This is a genomic window from Algoriphagus hitonicola, from assembly GCF_900113375.1.
GTDB lineage: Bacteria > Bacteroidota > Bacteroidia > Cytophagales > Cyclobacteriaceae > Algoriphagus > Algoriphagus hitonicola.
This window is the reverse complement of record NZ_FOPC01000013.1, coordinates 38,177-52,546: the sequence shown is the minus strand read 5'-3', so window position 1 is coordinate 52,546 and position 14,370 is coordinate 38,177. Positions and strand designations below refer to the sequence as shown.

General features: G+C 42.4%; 11 protein-coding genes. 9 read left to right on the top strand and 2 right to left on the bottom strand.

Annotation, left to right across the window (positions count from 1 at the left end; all coding sequences use genetic code 11):
• Nucleotides 1-44: 44 nt before the first annotated feature.
• The 9 genes from fmt to BM043_RS15970 all read left to right on the top strand — a co-directional run bounded on the left by fmt (nt 45) and on the right by BM043_RS15970 (nt 10,378).
• Nucleotides 45-989 (top strand): methionyl-tRNA formyltransferase, encoded by a 945-nt coding sequence (gene fmt, locus BM043_RS16025; RefSeq protein ID WP_218144160.1) that lies wholly within the window; start codon nt 45-47, stop codon nt 987-989.
• Nucleotides 990-2,377: 1,388 nt separating this feature from the next.
• Nucleotides 2,378-3,283, top strand: a complete 906-nt coding sequence (locus BM043_RS16010) for a DUF4412 domain-containing protein (RefSeq protein ID WP_092793493.1) — start codon at nt 2,378-2,380, stop codon at nt 3,281-3,283.
• A 136-nt stretch (nt 3,284-3,419) separates the two neighbouring features.
• Complete coding sequence (locus tag BM043_RS16005) at nt 3,420-3,923, top strand: dihydrofolate reductase (RefSeq protein WP_092793491.1); 504 nt, start codon at nt 3,420-3,422, stop codon at nt 3,921-3,923.
• Nucleotides 3,920-4,708: an SDR family oxidoreductase gene (locus tag BM043_RS16000; RefSeq protein ID WP_092793489.1), complete on the top strand. Its 789-nt coding sequence runs from the start codon at nt 3,920-3,922 to the stop codon at nt 4,706-4,708. The genes BM043_RS16005 and BM043_RS16000 overlap by 4 nt, the downstream gene beginning before the upstream one ends.
• Before the next feature lie 4 nt (nt 4,709-4,712).
• Nucleotides 4,713-5,969, top strand: coding sequence for a competence/damage-inducible protein A (locus BM043_RS15995; RefSeq protein WP_092793487.1), 1,257 nt, complete (start codon nt 4,713-4,715; stop codon nt 5,967-5,969).
• Between the two features lie 86 nt (nt 5,970-6,055).
• Nucleotides 6,056-7,363, top strand: a complete 1,308-nt coding sequence (locus BM043_RS15990) for a dihydrolipoamide acetyltransferase family protein (RefSeq protein WP_092793485.1) — start codon at nt 6,056-6,058, stop codon at nt 7,361-7,363.
• A gap of 943 nt (nt 7,364-8,306) precedes the next feature.
• Entirely contained in the window at nt 8,307-9,278 is a 972-nt protein-coding gene (locus tag BM043_RS15980) for a hypothetical protein (protein WP_218144159.1), read from the top strand.
• 131 nt (nt 9,279-9,409) lie between these two features.
• Complete coding sequence (locus BM043_RS15975) at nt 9,410-9,760, top strand: bleomycin resistance protein (protein ID WP_092793481.1); 351 nt, start codon at nt 9,410-9,412, stop codon at nt 9,758-9,760.
• 153 nt (nt 9,761-9,913) lie between these two features.
• Nucleotides 9,914-10,378 carry a GNAT family N-acetyltransferase gene (locus BM043_RS15970; RefSeq protein WP_092793604.1) on the top strand — a complete coding sequence of 155 codons (465 nt, stop codon included), beginning with the start codon at nt 9,914-9,916 and terminating at the stop codon, nt 10,376-10,378.
• Nucleotides 10,379-10,495: 117 nt separating this feature from the next.
• Here the strand turns inward: BM043_RS15970 and BM043_RS15965 are convergent, their stop codons facing one another.
• Nucleotides 10,496-13,351, bottom strand: a complete 2,856-nt coding sequence (locus BM043_RS15965) for a PAS domain-containing hybrid sensor histidine kinase/response regulator (RefSeq protein ID WP_092793479.1) — start codon at nt 13,349-13,351, stop codon at nt 10,496-10,498.
• Nucleotides 13,351-14,358: a cache domain-containing protein gene (locus BM043_RS15960; protein WP_092793477.1), complete on the bottom strand. Its 1,008-nt coding sequence runs from the start codon at nt 14,356-14,358 to the stop codon at nt 13,351-13,353. Before BM043_RS15960 ends, BM043_RS15965 begins: the two co-directional genes overlap by 1 nt.
• Nucleotides 14,359-14,370 lie beyond the last annotated feature (12 nt).

Genomic DNA, 14,370 nt, shown 5'->3' with positions numbered 1-14,370 from the left:
GAAATATAACGGAGAGAAAACTCATAAAAAATACTGGAAAGAGAATGCTGAATAAGGAAGTGAAGTCAAAAGAGGATTTGCGAATTATATTCATGGGTACGCCGGAGTTTGCGGTCCCTGCCTTAGAAAAATTGGTGGATGCCGGTTGGAATGTGGTGGGAGTCATCACTGCGCCGGACAAACCTCAGGGACGTGGTCAAAAACTAGTGGGTTCACCCGTCAAGCAAGCCGCCGAGCGACTTGGTATTCCTATTCTCCAGCCGACCAATCTCAAAAATCCGGAGTTCCAGCAAGAACTGAAAGACCTTAAAGCAGACCTTCAGATTGTGGTTGCATTTCGTATGCTTCCCGAATCGGTTTGGAGCATGCCGCCTTTGGGCACCTTCAATCTCCATGCTTCACTCCTGCCCGATTACCGTGGAGCCGCTCCGATCAATTGGGCGATTATCAATGGGGAAACAGAAACCGGAGTCACTACATTTTTTCTCAAGCATGAGATTGATACCGGAAGCATCATTTTTCAAGAGAAAGTCTCTATTCTTCCCGAAGACGATTTGGGATCGGTTTATGAAAAATTGATGAATGTCGGTTCGGATTTGGTACTGAAAACGGTCGAGGCTATTGCTAAAGATGAGTTAAAGCCTTTGATTCAAGATGAAAGTAAGGCGCTGCATCATGCTCCCAAAATATTTAAGGAAACGGGTAAAATTGATTGGAATCAAGATGCTAGTTCCATTCACAATCTGGTGAGAGGACTCTCTCCCTACCCTGCGGCTTGGGCAGAATTTGAGGGGAAAATCTGGAAGTTTTTTAAGACAAAAATTCATAAGAGTTCAAAAGCCTTGGCTCCGGGTGAATTTTGGTCCGATGGCAAAAACACCTTTCTTATTGGAACGGGGACAGTTCCGCTTGAAATCCTCGAATTACAACTGGAAGGCAAAAAACGAATGAAAACTGAAGATTTTCTAAGAGGATACCGAATCTCCTGAAAGAATAGGTTACCCTGCTGATTAAAACCCTAAAAATAGTGAATGAAAAATATGCGATTATCAGCACCTTTTTTTCTGCGTCTATCTGCGGGGAAATGGTAGAGGATAGATATTACCAAATCCTCTGATCAGTTTTAATTCGTGAATTCGTGGCTAATCTTTTTTTGAAAGCCACTAATGCACGAATTCCTTTTTGAAGAATTTGACCAATACGCATAAGGTAGGCCACTAAAAATCTGCGATTATCTGCGCCTTTTTCTGCGTGTATCTGCGGGAAAAATTGTAGAGAATAGATTTAACCAAATCCCCGGATCAGTTTTAATTCGCGAATTCGTGGCTAATTTCTTTTTTTTGAAAGCCACTAATGCACGAATTTCTTATTGAAGAATTTGACCAATACGCACAAGGTAGGCCACTAAAAATCTGCAATTATCTGCGCCTTTTTCTGCGTGTATCTGCGGGAAAAATTGTAGAGAATAGATTTTACCAAATCCCCGGATCAGTTTTAATTCGCGAATTCGTGGCTAATTCCTTTTTTCGAAAGCCACTAATGCACGAATTCCTTTTTGAAGAATTTGACCAATACGCATAAGGTAGGACTCTAAAAATCTGCGATTATCTGCGCCTTTTTCTGCGTCTATCTGCGGGGAAAATTTCTGAGGATAGACTTTAACAAATCCCCGGATCAGCTTTAATTCGTGAATTCGTGGCTAATCTTTTTTGAATGCCACCAATGCACGAATTCCTTTTTAAAGAATTTGACCAATACGCACAAGGTAGGCCACTAAAAATCTGCGATTATCTGCGCCTTTTTCTGTGTGTATCTGCAGGAAAAATTGTAGAGAATAGATTTTACCAAATCCCCGGATCAGTTTTAATTCGTGAATTCGTGGCTAATTCCTTTTTTTGAAAGCCACCAATGCACGAATTTCTTTTTGAAGAATTTGACCAATACGCACAAGGTAGGCCACTAAAAATCTGCAATTATCTGCGCCTTTTTCTGCGTGTATCTGCGGGAAAAATTGTGGAGAATAGATTTTACCAAATCCTCTGATCAGTTTTAATTCGCGAATTCGTGGCTAATTTCTTTTTTTTGAAAGCCACTAATGCACGAATTTCTTTTTAAACAGACCCAATTTAATCTCTTAAACCTGATTCAAAACTTCTTATTCGCTGATCTGCTGGAAACATTTCAGAGGATAGATTTTACCAAATTCTTCCGCTTAACTTTTAATTCGTGAATTCGTGGCCATTCCCTTTTAAAATTAAATGCTGAAAAACCCCAATTCTCCTTTCCACTTTATCATATTTCGATGGATAATTTTTAATTCCACCAAATTTTAAGGAACTTTATATATGTAATAATTAACATTTTAACCTAAAAAACTATGAAAAGGCTACTATATATTTTTCTACCTATTCTACTTCTGACAAGTACCACGGTAGAAGCTCAATTAATCAAGAAAATCAAGCAAGCAGCTCAGCAGGGAGCGGAAAACGCCTTGGCCAAAAAGACCGAAGAGGAAGTCAATAAGCTCGTTCAGCGACAAATCGAAAAACAACTCAGCACCTTGGGAGGAAGCGAATCCAGCCCGCTTGATATGGATATGGAATCAATCATGTCCAAATGGGGCGAACCGGTAGACACGGAGGAAGCTTACGATTTCACCGGCTTTATGACCATGGAGGTTACCGCCAAAAATCAAAACGGGAAAGCAGAAGATCCGGTCACCATGAAGTCACTGCTCACCCCAAATGAATACATCGGCATGGAAGTAAGCGATCCAAAAACCAAAGAAGGTGCTTCCACCATCGTGTTTGATCTGAAAAATAGCGCCTCCATCATCTTTATGGAAAGTGACGGTACCAAAAATAGCCTTGCCTATAAGATCGACGGTGAAAATATGGTGAGTGAAGAAGTAGAAAATCAGATGGAAGACGAGGATGTCACCTTCGAAAAAACAGGAAACACCAAATCCATCCTGGGATATGAATGCGATGAGTTTTATGTGAAAAGCGAGGATGGAGAAGGCTATTATTGGATCACCCAGGAGCCAATCGAAAACCTGAAATCATTTTGGGGTATGGACAGTCCCATGTTGAAAAACAGTACCAAGCAGAAATATGCCAAGCGATTTGCCAATTTGCCCGCAGGGGATTTTATGGCGATGACATTCACTGACGTGGATGGTAGCAGTGTGGAAATGACCGTCATAGAAATCGAACTCAACAGCCCAAAATCACTAACCATGGCTGAATATCCCAATGTCATGGAAAGTATGGGGAAAAAATAGAAATATCCAAAAACCCTCAAAACTAAAAAGGCGATGATTTTTCATTGCCTTTTTCTTTTCAACCTAATTTGTTGTCAAATTTCATTTTTATAAACCGGGCAATCAGGGTAAATTCAGCACTTATCTATTCTTTCGCATGAAGCTAATTATCATCGCCGCTCGGGCAAAAAACAACATCATCGGAAAAGAAAATGATCTTCTCTGGAGATTACCCGCTGATTTCAAACGCTTTAAATCCATCACCTCCGGTCACTACATATTGATGGGGCGTAAAACTTACCTTTCATTAGGGAAACCCCTTCCCAACCGAACCCATCTGGTGATCACCCGAGATCCAGGTTTTGAAGTTCCCGAAGGCCATTATACCTTCCAAAATTTCGAAGATGCTTTTCGCTTTTGCAACAAATTAAACGTGGATAAGCTTTTCATTATCGGTGGAGGTGAAATCTACAAACAAACTCTCCCTCTAGCCGACGAGTTGATTCTGACCGAAGTGGAAGCCGAACTCGAGGGCGATACTTATTTCCCTGATTTCGATCCTGAAGATTGGAAGATCACCTTTGAAGAGTATCACCCTGCAGATGAAAAGCACCGATATGCTTTTCGATTTGTGGATTATGAACGGAAAAAAGCCAAATGACGGATCAAAAGGTAATCTGGATCACCGGAGCATCTTCCGGAATCGGAAAAGCCGCCGCCCTGCGCTTTGCCCAAGCCGGTTATTCTCTGATTATTTCAGCGAGAACCAGTCAGGCGCTACAGGAGGTAAAGACCGCTTGCCCAAATCCCAAAAAAGTAAAAATCCTGGAACTGGATTTGGCTGATTCCTCACTTATGCCTGACAAAGTAAGAGAAGCCATTTCTTCCTTTGGAAAAGTGGATATACTGCTTCACAATGCCGGCATCAGTCAGCGCTCCCTGATCAAAGATACGGCCCTTTCGGTGGACCGAAAACTGATGGAAATCAATTTCTTCGGTACGGTTGCTTTGACCAAAGCCATTCTGCCTCATTTCATCCAAAATCAAAGCGGGCATTTTGGTGTGGTAACTAGTCTCGTCGGAAAATTCGGTACCCATTACCGCTCTGCTTATGCCGCCTCCAAACATGCCCTTCACGGCTTTTTTGACACGCTCAGAGCGGAGCATTTTCAGGATCGGATCGGAGTAACCTTGATCTGTCCGGGTTTTATTCGTACACAGGTATCGGTCAACGCACTGACTGCCGATGGCACACCGCTCAATGAAATGGACGAGGCACAAGAAAAAGGGATGAAACCCGAAGATTGCGCCGAAGAAATTTTCAAAGCCATCACCCACAAAAAAGAAGAAGTGCTCATTGGGGGAAAGGAAATCTACGCGGTTTACCTCAAGCGCTTTTTCCCCAAACTCTTTTCAAAAATTCTCAGAAAAGCAAAAGTCAGATAAACAAATGAAGCAAATCAAGGCAGAAATCATTGCCATAGGAGACGAACTGCTCTACGGACAGATCGTGGATACCAACAGTCACTGGATCTCTCAGGAACTGGATCTCAAGGGAGTCAAGGTCGTTCGAAAAACTACCGTTGGAGACAATCGGGGAGATATTTTGAAGGCTTTTGCCGAAGCTGATAAGCGGGCGGATTTGGTTTTAATCACAGGAGGATTAGGTCCAACTCAGGATGATTTGACTAAGCCGCTGTTGGCCGAATACTTTGATTGCCCGATTCGGGAAGTTCCTGAGGCAGTCGAGGCAATCACCGCATTTTTTAAGCGTAGAGGCCGGGAGATGACTCCACTCAATGTACTTCAAGGACACCTCCCCTCCTGCTGTACCTATGTACCCAATGAAGTGGGAACCGCTCCGGGAATGTGGTTTGAGCGCAATGATACCTATTGGATGTCCATGCCGGGAGTGCCGCATGAGATGAAAAAACTGATGCGTGATTTTGTACTGCCCAAGCTCGATAGGATTTTTGAATTGCCAGTGATATTTCATAAACTGATCAAAACTGCCGGAATCGGTGAAAGCTGGCTTTCGGATATGATCAATGACTGGGAAAATGCCCTTCCCGATCATATCCGCTTAGCCTACCTACCATCCCTCGGTCATGTCAAACTTCGACTTACTGGATTTGGGACAAATCTGGAAAAAATTCAAGCAGAAGTCGAGCAGCAAATCCGACTGGTTTTGCCTCGAATCGAGAAATATGTTTATGGATTTGATGGGGAAAAGCTAGAGACTGCCATTGCCAAACTTTTGAAGAATTCGGGGAAAACCCTAGCTTTGGCAGAGAGCTGCAGTGGAGGATATGTCTCCCATTTGATCACAACTGTACCGGGAAGCAGTGCATATTTCCAAGGTTCGGTCGTTCCTTATCACAATCAGTTCAAGGAAAAAATCCTCGGTGTTTCCTCCGAAACCCTAAAAAATTGCGGGGCGGTTAGTGAAGAAACGGTGCAGGAAATGGCTCAGGGAGTTCGGAATCTATTTGACTCGGATTTTGGGCTTTCCTCCAGCGGAATCGCCGGTCCAGATGGCGGAAGCGAAGAAAAACCGGTAGGAACGGTCTGGATTGCAGTCAGTAATCGAAAGGAGACAAAAACCAAAAAACTGCAATTGACTCAGGATCGGATGCTGAATATTCAACTGACCGGAGTGGCTTTACTCAATTTGTTGAGAATATTCATTTCCAAAATTGAAGAATAAAATTTTATACTAAAGGCTTGTTTCAATGTTTGATAAAATTTAATTTTAAAACTTTAATATAAACCCAATTAAATACCAAAACTAGTATGGCAAGTGTAGAAATGCTGATGCCCAAAATGGGCGAAAGTATCATAGAGGGCACCATCCTTACCTGGCTCAAAAAAGAGGGCGACTCCATCGAGCAGGATGAGTCCGTGCTCGAGGTCGCCACTGACAAAGTAGATACTGAAGTACCTGCCACCCATGGCGGAGTGCTCAAAAAAATATTGGCCAAAGAAGGCGATGTGATCGCTGTAGGCGCACCCATCGCGATCATTGAGACCGAAGGGGAAATTTCCTCAACTGCTCCAAGCGCTGCCTCTACTGCGGAAAAACCTTCCCAAAAAGAAGAGCTAGTCGCCGCTGCACCCGCACATACTGAGTCGTTGATTGCTGCGGCAGAACCGGACCAATCTGGGGACGATGAGCGCTTTTATTCTCCCTTGGTTCGAAGCATCGCCAAAGAAGAGGGAATCGGAGCTACAGAGCTTTCAAAAATTCCGGGTACCGGCAAGGATAATCGGGTCACCAAACAGGACATGTTGGATTACCTGAAAAACCGAGGTTCTCAAGCACCAGTCAGTCAGCCCGCTGCCTCTGCCCCGTCAATTTCAGAAACTCCGAAAGTTCAAGTTAGCATATCGGCTACCGACGAAATCATTGAGATGGACCGCATGCGCAAGATGATTGCCCAGCGCATGGTGGATTCTAAGCGGATTTCCCCCCATGTGACCTCTTTTGTCGAGGCAGACATGACCCATATCGTGCATTGGAGAGAAAAAAATAAAATTGCCTACAAACAGAAATACGGGGAATCCATTACCTACACTCCGTTTTTTATCGAGGCAATTGCCAAGGCGATCCGAGATTTTCCGATGATCAATATCTCCGTGGACGGCGACCGCATCATCAAGAAAAAAGACATTAATATAGGGATGGCTGTAGCCCTTCCTTCCGGCAATTTGATCGTGCCGATTATAAAAAATGCCGATCAGCTAAATTTGGTCGGGATTTCCAAAAAAGTCAATGACCTCGCCAATCGAGCGAGAACCAATAAGCTCACCGCTGATGATCTCAGCGGCGGAACTTACACCGTATCCAATGTAGGTTCATTCGGCAATGTGATGGGCACACCGATTATTCCCCAGCCGCAGGTGGCCATAATGGCTGTAGGGGCGATTGTCAAAAAGCCCGCGGTGGTCGAAACCCCAACCGGCGATGTGATCGCAATCCGACACAAAATGTTCCTCTCCCATTCCTATGACCACCGAGTGGTGGACGGTTCCTTAGGCGGTATGTTTGTCCGGCGAGTGGCAGACTACTTGGAAGCCTTTGATATGAATTCCACCTTTTAAAATTTAAAGCCTCGATATTCGGGGCTTTTTTTGTGGAATCTAGACCTGCCAGGTTTCCAAAACCTAGCAGGTCTTCATTTTGAGGGTTCGTGCACCGGATTGCGCTGAAGGCGCAAACCATAAAAGCCCAAAATATAATTTTGGGGTACAGAGGATCAGGTGACAGCAGGAGCGCTGAAGGCGCGATCTATTTTAATTCGGATTAGAAATCCTACGAAAGGAGTTCGAGATTACACCCGATAATTATCGTGGATCCCGAACAGCCTAACAAAATACCCTTCAAGGGTTCAGCTCAGTCGAAAAGAAGGATTGGATATTTTCACAATCGTCAGAAAAACCAATCCCTTGGAGGGTTCGGAAAATTGGTAAAAGAAATCATGCCGAATTTAGGTCCTCAACGCTATTTCACTACTGATACCGCTTGGATAGCCTGTCCCTTTTCTTATACTTTTTGCTGATCCCAAAAGGACCAAAAACCCAAGGCTTTGAGCTTTGTAATCTTTCTGAAGAAAGATTTTTTTCAGGAAATCTCACTTAAAAATTGGAAATAGACCGCATAACAACTAAGCTTTCGTCGCGAGCGAAGCTCAGTAGGTCCCGATGACATTTGGTAAACAACGAAACCGATACTGAACAGTCTGCCCCGCTTAAGAAGGGCATTTTTGTGGCATGGATAAAGATTTTTCTACCTGCTAATAGTTAGCTATCAGATTTGGTTTGGGTCCTACGAAAAGTTTGCCCTGGAAGATCCTGTGAAAATAAAAAAAACAGTTGGCAGAACAGTAAATTAAAACACTAACTTGTTGTAGCCAAGGATGGTAGGATTGAAATTAGATTTGGATTCCTTTACCCAGCTTCACTCCTATCTTCTTGAAAAGGAGTCCACAATTCCGCTACTGTTTCTACACGAGGAACAATTCCACATACATAAATTAACCCAAGCATGATGATTATCGATCGAATTAATTATCTCAACGGAAGGAAGACGACTACAATGATCGTCATAGCAATTGGCTTAATTTGCACGCAATCATGCAAGCCTGAGGAAAAGCAAAATAATCAGGTCTCAGAAACAAAAAATGAGGAAAGCATAGAAATCATCACGGAAGCCATGGAGTTTCAGATGCCGGATACCATCACCTCAGGTTGGAATCTATGGCGGTATCACAATAAATCAACCCAGACCCATTTTATTCTCATCGATAAGTATCCTGAAGGAATCACTCTCGATTCGGTCAAACAACGGGTCCTTCCTACTTTTGCAAATGGGATGACATTAATTAACGATGGAAAAGCCGAAGAAGGATTTGCCGAATTCGGAAAGATGCCTCAATGGTTTTCGGAAGTTATATGGCCTGGTGGTGTAGGCTTGATATCACCGGGACTTACAGCCGAAACTTCGCTCAAATTGGATCCCGGTTATTATTTGGTGGAATGTTATGTGAAAATGAATAATGGCATGTTCCATACTAATATGGGCATGATCAAAGAATTGGTCGTGGTTGATAAGAAATCAAATCTGAAAGAGCCAGAAGCCGATATTGCTATAACTATTTCAAGAGAATCAGGTATCGAAGTTGAACCGCCCCTAATTGCCGGTTTATATACATTTTCTGTAAATTATCTGGATCAGGCTACCTATGACCATTTTTTGGGACATGACATCAATCTTGTAAAAATCGAGGAAAATGCAGACGAAGGGATTTTGGAAGCATGGCTGGACTGGCGTGATCCTAAAGGGTTGGTAGAACCGGCACCGAAAGGATTTATTTTTCTAGGTGGAGTAAACGATATGCCCGGGGGTAGTACGGGGTATTTTACTGCAAAGTTAGAACCCGGAAGGTATGCCTTGATTTCCGAAGTGCCTAAGGCCTCAGAAAAAGGTTTATATAAAACCTTCCTGATATCAGAATAATAGCAGATTATCACAAAATTTATTTTTTATATTCAGCATGCGGACAAGTTTTAATTTTCATAGATAAAGAATTACAACCATTTTTTAGCCTGAAAATAACCTCCAAAAATTGACAACTAAATTTTAGACTTATGCTCACAGCCATTAATCCAAAGTTACCCATGCGAGATATCGATCGAACAAAGGACTATTACCTGGATAATTTAGGTTTTACCCTGCTCGGAGATTATGGAAACTATTTGATCGTTGGAAAAGACCATATAGAAATCCATTTTTTTGAATTCAAAGGACTTGACCCCAATGAAAACTACGGACAGGTTTACATCAGAACTGAGGACATCGAGACACTTTATCAATCAATGATTGCCAATGACATACCCATACATCCTAACGGACATTTAGAAATCAAACCCTGGAGCCAGAAGGAATTTGCCTTACTTGACCCGGATAATAATTTGCTGACATTTGGGCAAAGAATTTAAAAATTCAGAAGCAAAAAATTATATGAAACCAAAATGTTCCCTGTCTCCATGTCCCCCTTTGGAACAATACACTTTGCCTGGATCAATAGGCGATTTCTGAATTTTTTACACAGAAAAGAGAATCATGTATCGGAATTTAAAGTAAACGAAAGGATGAAATTTAGAAAAGCAACAAGAAAGGATGTGGCAATAATTGTGGAAATGCTTGCCGATGATGAATTGGGAAAAACCAGAGAAAATTTTCAGATTCCCTTGCCTGCTGAATATCTGGCCGCTTTTGTAAAAATAAATGCTGATCCAAATCAAGAACTTATTGTCGTAGAAGATGAAAATGCAGAAGTAATCGGGACTTTACAGCTGTCATTTATCCAATACCTGACTTATCAAGGGGGAATTAGAGCGCAGATAGAAGCTGTCAGAATTAAAAAAGACAGAAGAGGAATCGGCATTGGAAAAGCGATGTTTGAATGGGCAATAAATAGAGCGAAAGAACGGAATGCGCATTTGCTACAATTAACGACGGATAAAAAAAGACCCGAGGCGATTAAATTTTACGAGAGTTTGGGATTTAACCCTTCTCATGAAGGAATGAAAATTACTTTGAAAAATAACCATTAGATATACTTATTCTTAAGCACTTCATTCAACTCTATAAAAATTGAACAAAAGAACTACCTAAACCGAGGCTTGTCTATTGTTTTTAATTATTACATAGCTTGACAGTTTGCCGACCAGCTACCTACTCTTTTCAATCAACTTCTGCAGGTAAAATTCTAATTTCTCTGCCAACACAGCCAGCCGAATAGGCTTCGTGAGATAATCATTCATCCCGGCTTCGATCGCCAAAATCTTATCGTCATCGAAGACATTGGCCGATAGCCCAATAATAATCAGCTTTTCTTTTCCAGGAAGATTACGGATTTCCCGGCTGGCTTCCAGCCCATTCATCAGCGGCATCTGCACATCCATCAGCACCACATCAAAGTCCTCTTCCTTGACTTTTTCAATCGCCTCCAAACCATTTTTGGCGATTTTGTACTCAAAGCCCAGCTGCTCCAGCATCAACTCCAATAGCTGAAGATTCAAATCATTATCTTCTGTGACCAAGATTTTAAATGGGGTATCCTTTCCCTTTTCTCTGACTTCTTTCCAGCTAATCGGCGACTTGGCCTCCTGCTCAAGTTCTCCCTGAGAGACTTTTTTGACGATAATCCCAAAAGTAAATTCAGAACCTTGACCGACTTCACTTTCGATCTCCAGTTCACCGCCCATCAGCTCGATCAGTTTTTTGGCAATTGCCAATCCTAAGCCTGTTCCCTGATAACTTCTCGTGGATGAACTTTCTATTTGATAAAAAGGGTCAGTTAGGTGCTCCAAATGCTCCTGAGAAATTCCGATTCCGGTATCGGTGATGCGGCATTTTAAAAAAAGTAAATATTCCGAAATGGGCTCCATGGTCAATTTCACACCGACCTTACCTCCTTCATTGGTAAATTTGATGGCATTGCCAACCAGATTCAAAAAGATCTGATTGAGCTTCACTCGATCTGCAGATACGATCAGAGGCTCTAGGTTTTCCTTTTCAATCGTAAACCGGATTTTCTTCTTTTTGGCCAAGCCAGAAAGAATCTGGGCTTGTTTTTCCAGTTCATCCATTGGGTCAAACTGTTCGGAATGAATCTCAACTTTTCCCGCCTCGATTTTGGAATAGTCCAAAATATCCTTGATAATGGACAGCAGGGTGTTCCCGGAGTTTTTGATGATGTCCACGTACTGCCGCTGAATCCTGTTTAAATCCGTATGCTCCAGCAGATCAATAATTCCCAACAGGCCGTTCATCGGAGTACGAATTTCATGACTCATATTGGCCAAAAATTCGGATTTGGCGCGGCTTGCCTGATCTGCCGCTTTCATGGCATCGACGAGGCCTTTTTCCCAGATTTTTTGCCCGGTGATTTCCTTAGAAATAGACATCATCCGATCCGAATCCAAGGGAAAAAAGCGGATTTCATAATGCCGCTCTCCCATTGGAGATTCCCATTTGACATCCACAGCCTTCATCTCCCCATATTTCCGGGCTTCGTTAAATGCTCCTCTCACCAAACTTGCCTGCCCATGAGGAACAAAGTCATCCAGTTTTTGTCCTACCGTGGCCTGGGAGGCATCAAAGATATTCCCCTTTTCCTGCACATGAAAATCCTGCACCACCCCCTCATTATTATAAATAAAAAGAATATCCGGAATATTTCCGATCAGAGTTCGTAGCCTATTTTCACTTTCAATAATTTTCAGGTTTGCCAGATAGTTCGCCGTAATATCCGTGCAAATTCCCATCCCACCGGTAAAGTCTCCAGCTTCATCATAGACCAATTTTTCGAATACCCGTAGTCGAACCTGACGACCATCCGGATGATGATAATCATATTCCAAATCGATCACGTCCTTGTGCTCAGCCACTGCCATTTTCACATTGTACTGAATTTGATCAACATCCTGATGCTCAATCTCCCTGTTAAAAGCCTTTACAAAATCAGATTTAGGATGGCCTAAAATTTCTTCTACCTCATCACTGACGCGAGTGATTTCGCCCTTGGCATCATGAAAAAACACAAAACCACGGAGTTCCTGCAAGAGCAGGTTCTGCTGCTCAAATAGCACTGAAATTTCTCGGATATTTTCTTCTTTGATTCGATCCGCTTCCAGGTTGTTTTTAATGGAAACGATGAAAAACCCAATCGTAAAGATCAAGAGGATCACAAATCCCAAAAACAGCAACAAGTAAGTGCCATAGATCCCAGACTGCAACCCCTCCACCGGCACTAAAAACACCAGCGTTCCCATTCGGCTAGTCAAATCAAAACTAAAGGGATATTGCGCCAAAATACCGGAGACATTTTCACCGTCTTTTCGCCATTTTAACTCATAAAGTCCTTTCAAACCCAGAGACAAATCCTCCAAGACAGGTTGGAGGTTTTGGGGTGAAAATTCAATCCCGGAAGAACCATAGGAACTCAAATCGATCAATCCATCATTGAAAATCATAAACTTAGCTCCTCCTGGATTGAGGTAATAATTGAGCACCTTTTCCTTGGTAAAATCAATCAAATTGAGCGAATAAATAATCCGGAAGCCCTTTTTCCCGATCACATCGTAGGTATACCGCCTAGAACCAGCCTCGGGATAAGCTTCCGTAGACTGGGTACGGATAAAATTATTCCGATCAGTAAGTGTAAAAATCAAAACCGAATCCTGCATATCCACCCAAGCGGTATCGATCAATCCCGGATAGGCATTGAAAAAGCGCCTTGCCGCAGAAGTCAACTCCTCATCGTAATCATCCAATTCGTGAAAAGGATCCTCCAAATAACTGATCAAGCCTTTGCCCTCATCCTCAAAACGACGGATATCCATTTCCAAACTTTGGGCAGCGAGTTCGGTCTGTTTGTAAAGAAACTCTTTTCGGGAATTAATCTGTGCTTCAAAAATGGCATCGAAAAAACTCAATCCTAAAATAATCACCAAAACCACCAATAAAGTACCGGCCGTTAGCGTCAACCAAAAATTAGAATGCCATTTAGCTTTACCTATCATCAGTAGTTATCGTTGATCCGAATAAGGTACCAATCTATCGCGGAAAATGACTTACAAACCGCATCGTTTAAAAAGGATTCCTCTACAAAACTAAAATGATTGTCTTTAGCCATCAGGAAGGTCTGTCCCATACTTCGGACTTCTCTGCTTTTGCTATTAAAGAGGTTGTAATCCGAGATCCGGAAATTATCCGAATTGATGGTTTCCAAATACACGTGATTTCGCAGCGGCGGCATACTCAATGCCTCTATTGCCGTAGCTTTTCCTGCTACGATATCTCCCTTTTTATTGACAATAATATAATTGCCTTTCTCCTCTTCTAAAAATCCCTGAATGATGTCATTGACGGTAAGATCTATCCCGATCACCGAATGCAACTCATCCTGATAATACACCGGATGAACAAGGGATAAAATCCATCCCCGACCCGCCGGATCCACATAGGGCTCGGGAATCCAAACCGGTCCACGGCTGGGATTGTGTTCTTCATCGCCTTCATAAAAAAAATTGAATTTGGTCACATCAATATCCGGGTCCACGATATTGACCACGTCATAAGGAGGATAAACTCGTGACAATTGCAAGTTTGAATTACTATATACCTGCTCGATCAAATCATACTTGGCGTAGAGCTCAGCAAATGCCGAATCCAACCCGTTAGTCACCAGTATATCATTTTTTGCTTTTGCGATATCGGGGCATTTGTTCAATAAAATCACCGAACTTTTCCCCTCAAGTGTATCGATGGAATTGGAAGAATAATATCCCTTAAACTCATATCGATTGGGATCTTGTAGCGGGCGAAGGCTATCTTGCTTTTCCAGTAAAAATTCACTGAATCTAGCCAGTTCCTCGATTTCATCAGAAAGCAACCTGAGCTCTTCCTCAATAGTAAAAACCACCCGCTCCATGTAAATCCGCTGTTCTCGAGTCTTCACAGAAGTCGAGGAATCACATGAAATCAGCAAGGCTAAAATCAAAAGAACAACAGGGATAGAAAAACGCATAAATTCAGAGAT

What these genes read in the sequence shown, in the direction of transcription:
- BM043_RS15980 (WP_218144159.1), top strand. Translation starts at nt 8,307, where the DNA reads ATGATGATTATCGATCGAATTAATTATCTCAACGGAAGGAAGACGACT.
- BM043_RS15965 (WP_092793479.1), bottom strand. Translation starts at nt 13,351, where the DNA reads ATGATAGGTAAAGCTAAATGGCATTCTAATTTTTGGTTGACGCTAACG.
- BM043_RS15990 (WP_092793485.1), top strand. Translation starts at nt 6,056, where the DNA reads ATGGCAAGTGTAGAAATGCTGATGCCCAAAATGGGCGAAAGTATCATA.
- BM043_RS15975 (WP_092793481.1), top strand. Translation starts at nt 9,410, where the DNA reads ATGCTCACAGCCATTAATCCAAAGTTACCCATGCGAGATATCGATCGA.
- BM043_RS15970 (WP_092793604.1), top strand. Translation starts at nt 9,914, where the DNA reads ATGAAATTTAGAAAAGCAACAAGAAAGGATGTGGCAATAATTGTGGAA.
- BM043_RS16005 (WP_092793491.1), top strand. Translation starts at nt 3,420, where the DNA reads ATGAAGCTAATTATCATCGCCGCTCGGGCAAAAAACAACATCATCGGA.
- BM043_RS16000 (WP_092793489.1), top strand. Translation starts at nt 3,920, where the DNA reads ATGACGGATCAAAAGGTAATCTGGATCACCGGAGCATCTTCCGGAATC.
- BM043_RS15960 (WP_092793477.1), bottom strand. Translation starts at nt 14,358, where the DNA reads ATGCGTTTTTCTATCCCTGTTGTTCTTTTGATTTTAGCCTTGCTGATT.
- fmt (WP_218144160.1), top strand. Translation starts at nt 45, where the DNA reads ATGCTGAATAAGGAAGTGAAGTCAAAAGAGGATTTGCGAATTATATTC.
- BM043_RS15995 (WP_092793487.1), top strand. Translation starts at nt 4,713, where the DNA reads ATGAAGCAAATCAAGGCAGAAATCATTGCCATAGGAGACGAACTGCTC.
- BM043_RS16010 (WP_092793493.1), top strand. Translation starts at nt 2,378, where the DNA reads ATGAAAAGGCTACTATATATTTTTCTACCTATTCTACTTCTGACAAGT.